Raw genomic sequence first — 13,788 nt, forward strand, 5'->3', positions numbered from 1 at the left:
CTCGTGCTCTATCCCGCGCGCATCGCAGCGGCGGCCGCGCTGTGGCGGCGGATCAGGTCAGCGACATCGAGCCCGGGAATGGCGCCGTCGATCACGGCCCATCTGCCGCCGACCATCACACGATCGGCCCGGTGCGCGCCGCAGAGCACCAGCGCGGCGAGCGGGTCGCCGGAACCGGAAAACCGCAACTCATCAAGCTTGAACAGCGCAAGGTCCGCGGCCTTGCCGACGGCGATCTCGCCGAGTTCGGGACGGCCGACGCAGGCGGCCGAGCCCTTGGTTGCCCATCGCAGCGCATCCCTGTGGCTGACCTTCGTGACGCCATAGCGGGTGCGCTGCAGCAGGAACGCGGCACGGACTTCCTGCATCAGGTTGGACCCGTCGTTCGACGCCGAGCCGTCGACGCCGAGCCCGATCGCGACGCCGGCCTCCTCCATCTCGCAGACCGGACAACAACCTGAGGCCAGGATCTGGTTGCTGCAGGCACAATGGCTGACCGTCGTTCCGGCCGCGGCCAGCCGTTTCATCTCCTCCGTCTCGAAGAAGATGCCGTGGGCCAGCCAGGTCCGGGCATTCAACCAGCCGCATTGCTCGAGGTAATCGAGCGGGCGGCAGCCATACATCTGCTGGCAGAACCTGTTCTCGTCTTCAGTCTCGGCAAGATGCGTGTGCAGCCGGACGTCGAGCTTGCGGGCGAGATCGGCGGTCGAGCGCATCAGCGACGTTGTCACCGAGAACGGCGAACATGGTGCCAGCGCGATCTGCACCATCGCGTCCTCACGACGCTGATGATGTTTCGACACCAGCCGCGCGCTGTCGGCCAGGATCGCATCCTCGTCCTGCACCACGCTGTCCGGCGGCAGCCCGCCGTCACGCTGCGAGAGGTTCATCGAGCCGCGTGTGAGCAGCACACGGATACCCAGCCGCTTTGCCACCTCGACCTCGATGTCGATCGCCTCTTCGAGGCCCGCCGGAAAGACGTAGTGGTGATCGGTGGTCGTGGTACAACCAGACAGCAGCAACTCGGACATCGCGACGCTGACGCCGAGCTCGAGCGATTGCGGAGTCAGTCGCGCCCACACCGGATACAGCGCCTGCAGCCAGGGAAACAGCTCGCGATCCATCGCGGCGGGCAGCGCCCGCGTCAGCGTCTGATAGAAGTGATGGTGGGTATTGATCAGCCCGGGCAGCACGACATGGGCGCTCGCGTCGTAGACCGCAACATTTGCCGTCGACGGCTGATGCCCGGCCCCCACGCACTCGACGACCTTGCCGCCATGGACCACAACGCCGCGTTCGGCTCCCTCGGCCAGAATCGACAGTGGATCCTTGATCCAGATTGCCTGCATTTGATCCATCATTTCGTCTCCCGGGCCGGCGAACGCCCATCCCGCCTGCAAGGAACATCCCACGTCCCGCGAGACTTGGCGTTGCTCTTGCAGGCCTTCATAGTCAATGATGCATCTCGTTGAAAGCGTTGGCGTATCCATGGACTTGAACACCGTCACCGAGGTCGTCCATCCGCTCTCGCGGGCGCAACTGCCCGTTTGGACGGCAGGCGATGCATGGCTCGCGGGCGGCACCTGGCTGTTCTCGGAGCCCCAGGTGCATCTCACCCGGCTGATCGATCTCGCCGACCTGAATTGGCCGGCACTCACGATCGGTGACGCGCAACTGAGCATCGCGGCGACCTGTACGGTCGCGCAGCTCGATGCCCTCGCCTGCCCGCCGGACTGGATGGCCGCGCCGCTGATCAGCCAGTGCTGTCGTGCTTTTCTCGCTTCGTTCAAGATCTGGAAGACCGCGACCGTCGGCGGCAACATCTGCATGTCGCTCCCGGCGGGACCGATGATTTCACTGACCTCGGCACTCGATGGCGTGTGCAGGATCTGGATGGCTGGCGGCGGCGAGCGGACCATCCCGGTCGTGGACTTCGTGACCGGGGATCATGCAAACGTGCTGGCCCCCGGTGACCTGCTGCGGCAAATCGATATCCCGATCGCCGCCCTGAGGCGGCGTTCGGCGTTCCGCCAGATTTCGCTGACGCCGGTCGGCCGCTCAGCCGCACTGCTGATCGGCAGCCTCGACAATAACGGCATCTTCACACTGACCGTCACCGCCTCGACGGTCCGCCCTGTGCAATTGTCGTTTCCAGCCATTCCTCGTGCCGACGAACTGCGTGACACGATCCTGCGGAACATTGCGGACGGCCTCTACCACACCGACGTCCACGGCAGACCGCTGTGGCGCAAGCACATGACGCTGCGGCTTGCCGAGGAGATCCGCGACGAATTGCAGGCGCGCCCATGACGTTCGAGATCAACGGCAACACGTTCTCGACTCTGCCGCGTCCCGGACAATGCCTGCGCACGTTCCTGCGCGAGCTCGGTCATCTCGGCGTCAAGAAGGGTTGCGACGCCGGCGACTGCGGCGCCTGCACGGTGCTGCTCGACGGCGAGCCGGTCCATAGCTGCCTGATCCCGGCCTTCCGCGCCGATGGCCATGCGGTGACCACGATCGAGGGCTTGGGCGGTATCGGCGGCACGCATCCGCTGCAGCGCGCGTTCCTCGATGCGCAAGGATTTCAGTGCGGCTTCTGCACCGCCGGCATGATCCTCACCTGCGCCTCGCTGAATCAGGCGCAGCGACAGGACCTGGACGCTGCGCTGAAGGGCAATATCTGCCGCTGCACCGGCTATCGTTCGATCCAGGACGCGCTCGACGGCAAGACCAACATCGAGGATGCTGTGGCCGGCCCGGCTTTTGGCCGCAGCCTTCCCGCCCCCGCGGGCCCGCTCATCGTACGCGGTGCCGCGCCCTACACCTTCGATACGGCGATCGACGGCTTGCTCCACATCAAGCTCCTGCGCTCACCTCACGCTCACGCACGTATCGTCGCAATCGACAAGACGGATGCATTGAAGGTCGCAGGCGTCCACGCGGTGCTGACGCATGAGGATGCGCCCGACTGCCTGTTCTCGACGGCGCGCCACGAGCGCGACTGGATGGATCCCGATGACACCAGGGTGTTCGACACGATCGTTCGCTTCGTCGGTCAGAAAGTCGCCGCGGTGGTTGCGGACAGCGAAGCTGCCGCAGAGGACGCATGCCGCCGCCTCAAAGTCGACTACGAAATCCTTCCCGCGGTGTTCGATCCAGTCGCGGCGATCGCCGACGGCGCCCCGCCGATTCATCCCGACAAGACGACCACGCACCGCGTCGCCAATGCCGCGCGCAACATCGTCGCCGAAACACATGGTGAATTTGGCAATGTCGCGCGCGGACTCGCAGAGGCGGCCGTCACCTATGAAGGCACCTTCACCACCCAGCGCGTCCAGCATGCGGCGCTGGAGACCCATGGCGGGCTGGCATGGCTTGATGCCTCGGGCGTGCTCAACGTCCGCTCCAGCACGCAGGTCCCGTTCCTCACCCGCCGGGCGCTGGCGGGCATTTTCCAGCTGCCGCCCGACAAGGTCCGGGTGTTCTGCGAGCGTGTCGGCGGCGGCTTCGGCGGCAAGCAGGAGATGCTTGTCGAGGACGTGCTCGCGCTCGCCGCGCTTCGCACCGGCCGGCCGGTCAAGCTCGAGCTCACACGCGAGGAGCAATTCATCGCGACCTCGACGCGGCACCCGATGCGCGTCACCGTAAAGGCCGGGGCAGACAAGGACGGCCGGTTGACCGCGCTGCAACTCGGCGTGCTCTCAGACACCGGCGCCTACGGCAATCATGCGGGGCCGGTGCTATTCCATGCGGTCAGCGAATGCATCAGCGTCTACAACTGCCCCAACAAGAAGGTCGACGCCGTCGCCTGCTATACCAACACGCTGCCGGCAGGCGCCTTCCGCGGCTATGGCCTGCCCCAGACGCTGATCGCCGTCGAGGCCGCGATCGACGAGTTGGCCAAGCAACTCGGCATCTCGCCGTTCGATATGCGCCGTCGCAATGTGGTCAGGCCGGGCGATCCCATGCTCTCGCCGCCCGGCTCCGAATATCACGACGTGGAGTACGGCTCCTACGGCCTCGACCAATGTCTTGATCTGGTCGAGCGCGCGATGACGGAGGATGCCCCCCGACCACAGCTCTCCGCCGACTGGCTAATCGGCGATGGCATCGCCCTGACCATGATCGACACCGTGCCACCGGCCGGCCACATCGCGGACTGCGCGATCAGGCTATGCGACGACGGACGCTTCGAGCTGACCGTCGGCACCGCCGAATTCGGCAACGGCACGAGCACGGTCCATCGTCAGATCGCAGCGACCGCGCTGGCGACTTCAGTCGACCGCATCCTCCTGCGACAGTCCGACACCGCGCATGGCGGCCACGACACCGGCGCCTATGGAAGTGCCGGGATTTTCGTCGCCGGCGGTGCGACGCAAGCGGCTGCCGAAAACCTGGCGCGCGATCTGAAGGCTTTGGCCTGCCAGATCACTGGAACTGATCCGAGCATCTGCCTGCTGGAGGCCGATCATGCGGTTTGCGGCAAGCACCGACTGCCCTACGCCGAGCTTGCGCGATCGGCGCGTGCCGGTGGTCAGCCCCTGCAGGCAAGCGGTACGTCGAGCGGAACGCCGCGTTCGGTTGCCTTCAACGTGCAGGGGTTTCGCGTTGCCGTGAACAAGGGCACCGGCGCGCTGAAGATCCTGAAGAGTGTACAGGCCGCGGACGCCGGCCGTGTCGCCAACCCGATGCAGTGCCGCGGTCAGGTCGAGGGCGGCGTCGCACAATCGCTCGGTGCGGCGCTCTACGAAGAACTGGTGGTCGGCGACGACGGCCGCGTGATCAATCCAAAATTCCGGGACTATCACGTACCTTCTTTCGCAGACGTGCCGCGCACCGAGGTCTATTTTGCCGACACATCAGACAGCGTCGGCCCGATGGGGGTGAAATCGATGAGCGAGAGCCCCTACAACCCCGTCGCTGCTGCGCTCGGCAACGCCATCGCCAACGCGACGGGCATTCGCTTCACCGACGTTCCCTTCAAGCCCGACCGGCTGTTTCCGGCGCTGCTGAACAAATTTGGCTAGCGTCTGATGCCGGCAGGCGGCGATAGAATGGATCGATCCTGCACCGGCGGAAGCACAATCGGGCTAGCCGCGTCCCACCGTACACTCGATCTGCCCGTGGGGCTCGTCGGTCGGCAGGAACACGTCGTTGTTGTTGTCCAGTCCAAAGGCCGCCAGATTGATCGGGATGAAGTGCATGTTCGGGCAGGCCATGCTGATCTCTGATATCTCGGGGACCGCGGCAAGCGCTGCCTCGCCCATGCGGTAGAGACTGTCCTGCACGCTCTTGCTGTAGGTGGTCGAAAAGACCTTCAGCATGGAGTCGAGGATCCTTGCATTCGCCGCCGGATAGCTCGCCGGCTTTGCGGACCACGCCCACGACGCCACCATGCTGGTCGCGCAGATGCGATCCGCGGTCTCCGGGATCGTGGTGTAGCGATCCTTGACATAGCTTTCCCAGCCCGACTGGGTCGATTTCATGAATGCGAACCCGTCGACGCCTGACGCCAGCGTCGGCGCTCCGCCCCGCGCCATCGCAACCTCGACCGTGGGACGGCCGTTGCCGTCGAGCACAAAGCTGTGCGGATGCGGCTTGCCCTCGAAACTCAGGCGGGTCCATCTGGTCTCGTGTGAGGTGAGGGCGACGGATGAAATCTGCGGATAGGTGTCGAGATATTTCCTCGCCAGCACCTGGCAGAACTCCTCGGCACAAAGCCCGGTGTTTTCACGCGCAACGACATTGACGATGTTCTTGATGGTATCGGTCGACACCGTCATGCTGTTGTCGGCATCGGTATAGGTGCGGGCAAAGTCGCCTTCGACCATCGCCTTGATGTTGAGCTGACTGACCTCCTGCCGCTCCCCGTCGCGATGAATCCGCATCACGCGAACGCGGCCCTTTCCATATCGGTTCTTGATCAGCGGCACGTCAAAGCCTCCAGCTATGGCCCCGCGGCCGGCATCGCCCGCCGCCCGTCGTGGCCGATATTGAGCAACGTTTGTGCCATCGGCAAGCTCGCGCCACCCACCGCGCCATGGATAGACCAGGCTCGATCACTGGATCGTGGCCCCACGGCATGGCCGCCCTGCCGGGATCTTCACCATCCCTGCCGCGCCTTTCAGCAGTCATCTGCCGCCTCCGATTCCGTAGCTAGCTTCCGCGATAGGTCGCGTAACTCCATGGCGTCACGAGCAGCGGGACATGCAAATGGCCTTCGGGTTCGCTGACCGAGAAGCGCAACGGTATCTTGTCCAGGAACGGCGGACTGGACAAGGGCACGCCACGCTTGGCGAAGTAGTCGCCGACCTCGAACAGCAGCTCGTATTGCCCCGCGGGAACGGGACGTCCACCGATCAAGGGGCGATCGGTGCGTCCGTCGGCGTTCGTCGAGGTCCGCGTCACCGTACGGCTCGCGCCGAGTTCTGCAAGTTCGATCAGTTCAACCGTAATCCCCGCCGCGGGCTTGCCGCTGTGAGTATCCAGCACATGGGTTGAAAGACGCCCATGCACGGCAAGCCTGTCGTCGGCCGTCACGGTCTGGTCGAGCCTTAGCGCTGCGATGCGGCAGATCTCCTCCACGGAGTTCTTCATCTCGGCAGCGGCGTCGTTCGGCAATCGGCGCGCGAAGTCACGCAGAATGGAATCCTTGGTGTGACGGCGCACGCAGACGATGTAGGGGAAGCCGAACTTGGCGCGATAGGCGCTATTGACGCGTTGAAACGCGTCGTACTCCGCATCGGACAGCCGATCGAGCCCCACGCTGTTTTGCTCGGCATTGGACTCGCTGGTGAGGCCCGCCGCACGCTGCGTCTTGTCGGCAAGGTCGGGATGCGCCTTGATCAATGCCAGCCGCAGTTCTGCCGGCGCCCGCTCGACGGCGGCCTTCATCGCCATGAACAATTGCGTGATGCCGGCATACGGCCGCTGCATCGAAACTTGCTCGGCAACCCAGGGCGAGTGTTCGAAGACATTGGCGAGAGCCGCGACAAAATCATCTCGGCTGGCGTTGTTGAGATCAGGCAATGTCGTCATGGGCCGTCCGATTGTCCATTCGATGGATGACACTTCGACCTGGAATGCGCTGGGTCGTCATCCGTGGGAATGCGCACCGCGGTAGCGTGCCCCCTGCTACCGCCGGTCGTAGGACCAGCCGAACAATCCGGTCCGCTGCGTTTCCGGCTCGGGCGGCGGCGCGGCTTGCTTGGCCTCGGCCGCCGGCGCGGCGGCCGGTGGTGGCTGCGGCACGTCCTCGCATTTCATCGAGTAGACCAATTCGCCTTTTGCGGTCTTGCCGATCGGAGCACAAACGTCGGCCGACCCGGCCGCGGCTCTTGGAAGGGCCTTGGGCGTCGGCCGCGTCTCTGCCGATGCCGGCGAAACGGCCAGCAGCATGACCAGAAGGATTTTCGTTCTCATCGGGTACCTTCGGATGGTGCGTCCAAGCCGGTACTGACTGGTGCCGGCAGACGATAGACCCTGCCAAAAATTTAGTCGCGCCCAATTATTTTGCGCACTGCTTCGTGATTGTAGCCACCCTAAGGAACGCCCTTGCAAGCACTATTTGCTGAGGAACGAGCCGGCGATAACGCCGGCTCGAAAGCGCGAGGGAGATGCCCAATGAGCAAGAACGTTTACGCTGTCGCGACAGGTCTATTGCTTGCACTGACCGTGCAGAGCGCTACGGCCGCAGAGCGCCACCGCAAGCCCCAGGCTGCACCGACACATCAATCGCAGGCACGCCCCACCGACGCCTATGCAGCATGGCAACCCTCCAGGGTGATCAGTCCCGCTCCGTCCTACTACACCGGCGGGTATTCGGCGCCGGCCGGACATTAGACCAATACCGGGCTTCGTTCGCCCTGGGGCCTCGCGGGGTTGAATCGGGGAGGCGCCAAACATCTCCTCCGATGCTCGCTGATAGTGGCATGCGCATGCATTGTCCGCCAGGCCGACCGTTGCATCGCGGCGCCCATATCGTTCATCCGGCGGAGCCTGGCGCCTCCGGAAGCGCTTCGAGATGGCATGCCACCCACTGACCGTCTCCGGCCGACCGAAGCTGCGGCTCCTCTGCCTTGCAGCGGTCGAAGACGAACGGGCACCTGGTGTTGAAGCGACAACCCTTCGGCGGATTGATCGGACTCGGCACGTCGCCCTTCAGGATGATCGGGTTTCGCGCGGCGCCAGGCTCCGGCACCGGCACCGCCGAGAGCAAGGCCTTGGTGTAGGGATGCCCCGGTGCGGTAAAGATCTTCTGCCTTGGCGCCATCTCGACGATCCTGCCGAGATACATCACAGCGACACGGTGCGTCATGTGCTCGACGATCGCCAGATCGTGGCTGATGAAGAGCAGCGCAAGACCGAATTGCTGCTGCAGATCCTGCAGCAGATTGACGATCTGGGCCTTGACGGAGACGTCGAGCGCCGACACCGCCTCGTCGCAGACGATCAGGTCGGGCTCCGCCGCAAGCGCGCGGGCGATCCCGATACGCTGGCGCTGACCGCCCGAGAATTCGTGGGGCCGCCTGTTCAGCGCGTCGCGCGGCAGGCGCACGGTGTCCATCAGCGCCGCAACGCGCATCTCGAGGTCGGCGGCAGACTTGGCGAGACCGAAATTGCGGATCGGCTCGGCCAGGATATCGCGCACGCGCATCCGCGGATTGAGACTGGAGAACGGATCCTGGAACACCACCTGAACACGGCGGCGCATGGCGCGCAGCCCGCCGGGTGAAAGATCGTCGATGCGCTGGCCATCGAGCACCACCTGGCCCGAGGTGATGTCGAACAGTCGCAGGATCGCCCGGCCGACCGTCGATTTTCCGCAGCCGGATTCGCCGACGAGCGACAGGGTCTCGCCACGGTCGACCTCGAAGGACACGCCATCGACGGCATAGACCGAGCCGGACCTGCGGCCGAACAGGCCGCTACGAACCGGGAAGTGCTTCTTGAGGTCGTTGACCTGGAGCAGCGGGGCGCTCATGCCGCAGCAGCTTCCTTGGCAGCGTAATGGCACGCGACGATATGGCCGGGGCCTTTTACTTCGAGACCCGGCGCGACCTGCCGGCAAAGATCGGTCGCGAGCGCACACCGCCCGGCAAAGGCGCAGCCCTCGATGGCCTTCTTGAGGCTGGGGACCTGCCCGGGAATCTCGGTGAGCCGTCGCGCCGCGCCGGTCAGGGAAGAGCCGAGCTTGGGTACCGCGCCGAGCAGGCCCTGCGTATACGGATGGCGGGGGGAGCGGAACAGCCTGGCCACCGGCGCTTCCTCGACCTTGCGGCCGGCATACATCACCATGACGCGTTCGGCGATCTCGGCAACCACGCCGAGATCATGAGTGATCAGGACGATCGCCGCCCCGACCCGGCGCTTGAGGTCCAGCATCAACTGCAGGATCTGCGCCTGGATCGTGACGTCCAGCGCTGTGGTCGGCTCATCGGCGATCAGGAGCTTTGGATTACAGGCCAGTGCCATCGCGATCATCACGCGCTGGCGCATGCCCCCGGACAGTTGATGCGGATATTCGCGCACACGCCGCGCCGGCTCCGGGATGCCGACCAGATTCAACATCTCGACGGCGCGCACCTCTGCAGCCTGCTTGTCCAGGCCCTGATGCATCCGCAATGTCTCGCCGATCTGGCGACCGACGGTCAGCACCGGATTGAGGCTCGACATCGGTTCCTGGAAGATCATCGAGACGTCGTTGCCGCGGACGGCGCGCATCTCGCGTTCGGAGAGTTGCAGCAAGTCCCTGCCCTGGAAACGGACCGCGCCCGCGATCCTGCCCGGCGGCTCGGGGATCAGCCGCATCAGCGACATCGAGGTGACCGACTTGCCACAGCCGGATTCGCCGACGATCGCCAGTGTCTCACCTTCGTCGACCTGGAAGGACACACCGTCGACCGCCCGGTTGATCCCATCGGGCGTCCGGAAATGGATCTGCAGATTCTCGACTTCGAGCAATGCCATCGGATCAAACCTCGACTTCCTACAGGCTTTTCGCCATGCGCGGATCAAGCGCGTCACGCAGGCCGTCGCCGAGCAGGTTGACGGCGAGCACGGTGACGGACAGGAACGCGGCAGGAAAGAATACGATGAAAGGCTTGACCTGCCACAGCGCCCTGCCCTCGGCCATGATATTGCCCCAGGAGGGAATGGTCGGCGGCGTACCTGCGCCGATGAAGGAGAGGATCGACTCCACGATCATGGCGCTGGCGCAGATATAGGTGGCCTGGACCAACATCGGCGCCAGCGTGTTGGGCAGGATGTGACGCATGATGATCATCGGCGTTCGCGTGCCGGAGGCCGTGGCAGCGTCCACGTAAGGCTGCTCGCGCAACGACAGCACGACGCCGCGCACGAGCCGCGTCACGCGCGGGATCTCGGCAACCGTGATCGCCAGGATGACGTTGCCGACGCTGCCACGTGTCAACGCCATCAACGCAACCGCGAGCAGGATCGGCGGTATCGACATCAACCCGTCGATGAACCGCATCAAGATCCCATCCGCCCAACGCACGAAGCCCGAGACGAGGCCGACCGCAAGACCGGCAAGCGAGGCCAGCACCGCCACGGAAAGTCCGACGGTGAGCGAGACCCGCGTCCCGTAGAGCACGCGTGAATAGATATCGCGGCCCAGCATGTCGGTGCCGAACCAGAAGTCGGCCGATGGCGCGCGTGTACGCTTGGCGGGTGCGAGCGCGGTCGGGTCGACGGTCCCGAGATAAGGCGCGAAGACCGCAACCAGGACCAGGCAGAGCAGCAATGCGCCGCCGATCGCAACCGTCGGATGACTGCGAAGGAAGCCGAGCACGCCGCGCCGGATTTTCACCGGCCGCAGCAGATCGGGCAGTTGCGGCGCGATGACGAGGCCCGGAGGCAGGGTTACAGTGCGGGTGGTGGATACGGTCAATAGCGGATCCTCGGGTCGACCAGGGTGTAGATGACGTCGACCATTAGGTTGATCAGCACATAGAGGAAGCTGAACAGCAACACGATGCCCTGGATGACCGGGTAGTCGCGGCGCAGGATCGCGTCGATCGTCAGTCGGCCAAGGCCCGGGATCGCGAACACGCTTTCGGTCACCACAGCGCCGCCGATCAGCAGGGCAATGCCAATACCAATCACCGTCACGATCGGAACTGCGGCGTTCTTCAGCGCATGAACGAACAGGATGTCGCGCATCCCAAGACCCTTGGCGCGAGCCGTGCGGATATAATCCTGCTGCAACACTTCGAGCATGGAAGCGCGCGTGATGCGTGCGATCAGCGCGATGTAGACGTCGCCGAGCGCAACCGCCGGCAGGATCAGGTTCTGCAGCCACGGCCAGACGCCTTCGGCGATCGGCGTATAGCCCTGCACCGGGAGCCATTCGAGCTTGAGCGCGAACACGTAGGCCAGGACGTATCCGATCACGAAAACAGGAAGCGAAAAGGCGAACACGGCGAATGCCATGATGCTGCGGTCGATCCAGCTTCCCGCCTTCCACGCCGCCACGACGCCGAGTGGCACGGCGATCAGAACGGTCAGAGAGAGGGCAATCGCCATCAGAGAGAGTGTCGGCTCGATACGCTGCGCGATCAGCGTCGAGACCGGCAGGCTGGTGAAGATCGAGGTGCCGAGATCGCCGTGCAGGATGTGCCAGAGCCATGACCCGAACTGCACCAGAAACGGCCGGTCGAGGCCGAGGCTCTGTCGTATCCGTTCAACGTCGGCGGGGCTGGCCTGATCGCCGGCGATCACGACTGCCGGATCGCCCGGCGCAATGTAGAGCAGACTGAAGACGAACAGCGCGACGATTGCCATCACCGGCAACGTCGCGACAATGCGCCGCAGGATATACGAGACCATGTCGGTTCACCGTGCCGTCGTCATGCGGTCTTCGACACGCCCCAGAAGAACGGCAGCGGCCCCTTCGCGATGCCGGAGATGGTCTTGCGCCATGCCGTGTAACCCAGGAAGAAGCCAGTCGGCGCATAGACCACGTCCTCGAGTGCCGCCTTGTTGAGGTGATTGATCGCCGCCTTCTCTTCATCGAGATTCTTGGCCTCGAACCACGCCACGACATCCTTCTCCACGGCATCGCTCGAAGGCCAGCCGAACCACGCCTTGTCGCCATTGGCGCGAATGGCGTTGTAGGGCGCGGGATTGATGCAGTCGGCACCGGCGTGCCAGGTGTGGAACATCTGCCAGCCACCCTGCCCCGGAGGCGTCTTCTGGGCTCGGCGCGATCCGACCGTGCCCCAGTCGGTCGCGACGAAATCGACATTCATGCCGAGCTTCTTCAGCAAATCGGCGGTGACGTCGCCCTGCGCCTTGGTGATCGGTTGGTCCTGTGCCACGAGGCAGGTGACCGGCTGGCCCGAATAGCCGCTCTCCGCCAGCAGCTTCTTGGCCGCGTCGAAATCGCGCTTGCCTTTGAGGATCTCGCCGCCCGCCTCCGAATAAAGCGGCGTGCCCGGCGTGAAGAAGCCGGGCAGCGGCTTCCAGAGCGAGGTGTCATCTCCAACCAGCGCCCGCATGTAGTCTTCCTGGCTCATTGCCATCAGTACCGCACGCCGCGCCCTGACGTCGTTGAACGGCGGGTAAAGGTGGTTCATCCTGAAAGAACCGACGTTGCCGAGCGGATCAGCGATGTCGACGTTGATGTTGCGGTTGCTCTTGAGCACCGGCACGAGATCGGTGATCGGGCTTTCCCACCAATCGACCTCGCCGTTCTGCAATGCGGCTGCTGCCGTGGCGGGATCCGGGATCACCACCCATTCCAGGCGGTCGATCAGAATCTGCTTGCCGCCGGCGAGCCAGGACGATTTCTCCTGCCGCGGCACATAGTCGGTGAATTTCTCGAACACCGCCTTGGCGCCGGGGACCCACTCGGCCTTCGCGAACTTCATCGGCCCCGAACCGACATAGTCGGTGATCTGCTTGAACGGGTCGGTTTGCGCAATGCGCTCAGGCATGATGAAGGCAATCGGCGTATTGTTCTTGCCCAGCGCGTAGAGCAGCTTCGGATAGGGCTGCTTCAGCACCAATTTGAAAGTCTTGTCGTCGACGGCAGTCAACTCCTGCTGGAGCGCCTTGATCATCAGTCCCATCGGATCGCGGGCCGACCACCGCGTGAGGCTTGCGATCACGTCCTTGCTTCGCACAGGCTCGCCGTCGTGGAACTTGAGCCCCGACCGCAGACGAAAGGTCCAGGTCAAGCCATCATCGGTGACTTCCTCGGACTCGACCATCTGACGCTGCGGCTGCAACGTCGCGTCGACGCCATAGAGGGTGTCCCACACCAGCGCGGCGGCGTTGCGCACCACATACTGGGTCCCCCAGATCGGATCGAAATTCGCAAGATTGGCCTGCGGCACGAAGCGCAGGGTGCGCGCCGCTGCGCCTTGGGAAAGGGCCGGCATCGAAAGGCCGCCTGTCGCCGCGAGGCTGCCTGCCCCGGCCAATCCTTTCAACAGAGTCCTGCGATCCATGAAACTCTCCCAAACATCGGGTTGTCGTGGCCACTCCGCCGGTTTCATCGGCGGAGATTTGGCACAAGGTGAGGTGATCCCGGCGGTCGAACCGGTGATGCTGATCAATTTGCGTGCAAATGGTATGCCAGCATGGTCCGGCGGCGCCGGGGCAGCGGCACCTTTCGGGCGGGCGCATTTTTCAATGCGATCACGCGGATTTGCGATCCTCGATCAGGTGCCCACCGACACCCTTGACAACGTTATGCTGTCGATCATGACGTTGTCCGGACGGGCTGACGCTCACCCCGGACACGTCGCCGCAAGTGGCTAA

12 protein-coding genes are annotated in these 13,788 nt (G+C 64.3%); 3 read left to right on the forward strand and 9 right to left on the reverse strand.

Annotation, left to right across the window (positions count from 1 at the left end; genetic code table 11):
• Nucleotides 1-8 precede the first annotated feature (8 nt).
• Nucleotides 9-1,358, reverse strand: coding sequence for an 8-oxoguanine deaminase (locus XH93_RS38425; RefSeq protein WP_194471432.1), 1,350 nt, complete (start codon nt 1,356-1,358; stop codon nt 9-11).
• Nucleotides 1,359-1,488: 130 nt separating this feature from the next.
• On the opposite strand from XH93_RS38425, the gene XH93_RS38430 reads away from it, so the two are divergent.
• Nucleotides 1,489-2,310: an FAD binding domain-containing protein gene (locus XH93_RS38430; protein ID WP_194471433.1), complete on the forward strand. Its 822-nt coding sequence runs from the start codon at nt 1,489-1,491 to the stop codon at nt 2,308-2,310.
• A complete protein-coding gene (locus XH93_RS38435; protein ID WP_194471434.1) occupies nt 2,307-5,027 on the forward strand; it encodes a molybdopterin-dependent oxidoreductase in 2,721 nt (906 codons plus the stop codon). The genes XH93_RS38430 and XH93_RS38435 overlap by 4 nt, the downstream gene beginning before the upstream one ends.
• 63 nt (nt 5,028-5,090) lie before the next feature.
• Here XH93_RS38435 and pucL read toward each other — a convergent pair whose 3' ends face one another.
• From pucL to XH93_RS38475, 8 genes are all read right to left on the reverse strand, one after another.
• Nucleotides 5,091-5,933, reverse strand: a complete 843-nt coding sequence (gene pucL / locus XH93_RS38440) for a factor-independent urate hydroxylase (RefSeq protein ID WP_194471435.1) — start codon at nt 5,931-5,933, stop codon at nt 5,091-5,093.
• 223 nt (nt 5,934-6,156) lie between these two features.
• Nucleotides 6,157-7,038 carry a 2-oxo-4-hydroxy-4-carboxy-5-ureidoimidazoline decarboxylase gene (gene uraD / locus XH93_RS38445; RefSeq protein WP_139857872.1) on the reverse strand — a complete coding sequence of 294 codons (882 nt, stop codon included), beginning with the start codon at nt 7,036-7,038 and terminating at the stop codon, nt 6,157-6,159.
• 96 nt (nt 7,039-7,134) lie between these two features.
• Nucleotides 7,135-7,422: a hypothetical protein gene (locus XH93_RS38450; RefSeq protein WP_194471436.1), complete on the reverse strand. Its 288-nt coding sequence runs from the start codon at nt 7,420-7,422 to the stop codon at nt 7,135-7,137.
• Between the two features lie 562 nt (nt 7,423-7,984).
• On the reverse strand, nt 7,985-8,983 hold the full coding sequence (locus XH93_RS38455) for an ABC transporter ATP-binding protein (protein WP_194471437.1): 999 nt from the start codon (nt 8,981-8,983) through the stop codon (nt 7,985-7,987).
• Nucleotides 8,980-9,969: an ABC transporter ATP-binding protein gene (locus tag XH93_RS38460; RefSeq protein WP_194475500.1), complete on the reverse strand. Its 990-nt coding sequence runs from the start codon at nt 9,967-9,969 to the stop codon at nt 8,980-8,982. Before XH93_RS38460 ends, XH93_RS38455 begins: the two co-directional genes overlap by 4 nt.
• A gap of 19 nt (nt 9,970-9,988) precedes the next feature.
• On the reverse strand, nt 9,989-10,912 hold the full coding sequence (locus XH93_RS38465; RefSeq protein ID WP_194471438.1) for an ABC transporter permease: 924 nt from the start codon (nt 10,910-10,912) through the stop codon (nt 9,989-9,991).
• On the reverse strand, nt 10,909-11,850 hold the full coding sequence (locus tag XH93_RS38470; protein ID WP_194471439.1) for an ABC transporter permease: 942 nt from the start codon (nt 11,848-11,850) through the stop codon (nt 10,909-10,911). Before XH93_RS38470 ends, XH93_RS38465 begins: the two co-directional genes overlap by 4 nt.
• Nucleotides 11,851-11,870: 20 nt before the next feature.
• Nucleotides 11,871-13,475 carry an ABC transporter substrate-binding protein gene (locus XH93_RS38475; RefSeq protein WP_194471440.1) on the reverse strand — a complete coding sequence of 535 codons (1,605 nt, stop codon included), beginning with the start codon at nt 13,473-13,475 and terminating at the stop codon, nt 11,871-11,873.
• Between XH93_RS38475 and XH93_RS38480 the strand changes: the two genes are divergently transcribed.
• Complete coding sequence (locus XH93_RS38480; RefSeq protein WP_194471441.1) at nt 13,474-13,788, forward strand: hypothetical protein; 315 nt, start codon at nt 13,474-13,476, stop codon at nt 13,786-13,788. The two genes, XH93_RS38475 and XH93_RS38480, sit on opposite strands and share 2 nt — an antisense overlap.

Source organism: Bradyrhizobium sp. CCBAU 51753 (assembly GCF_015291565.1).
GTDB classification, from domain to species: Bacteria; Pseudomonadota; Alphaproteobacteria; order Rhizobiales; family Xanthobacteraceae; genus Bradyrhizobium; species Bradyrhizobium ivorense.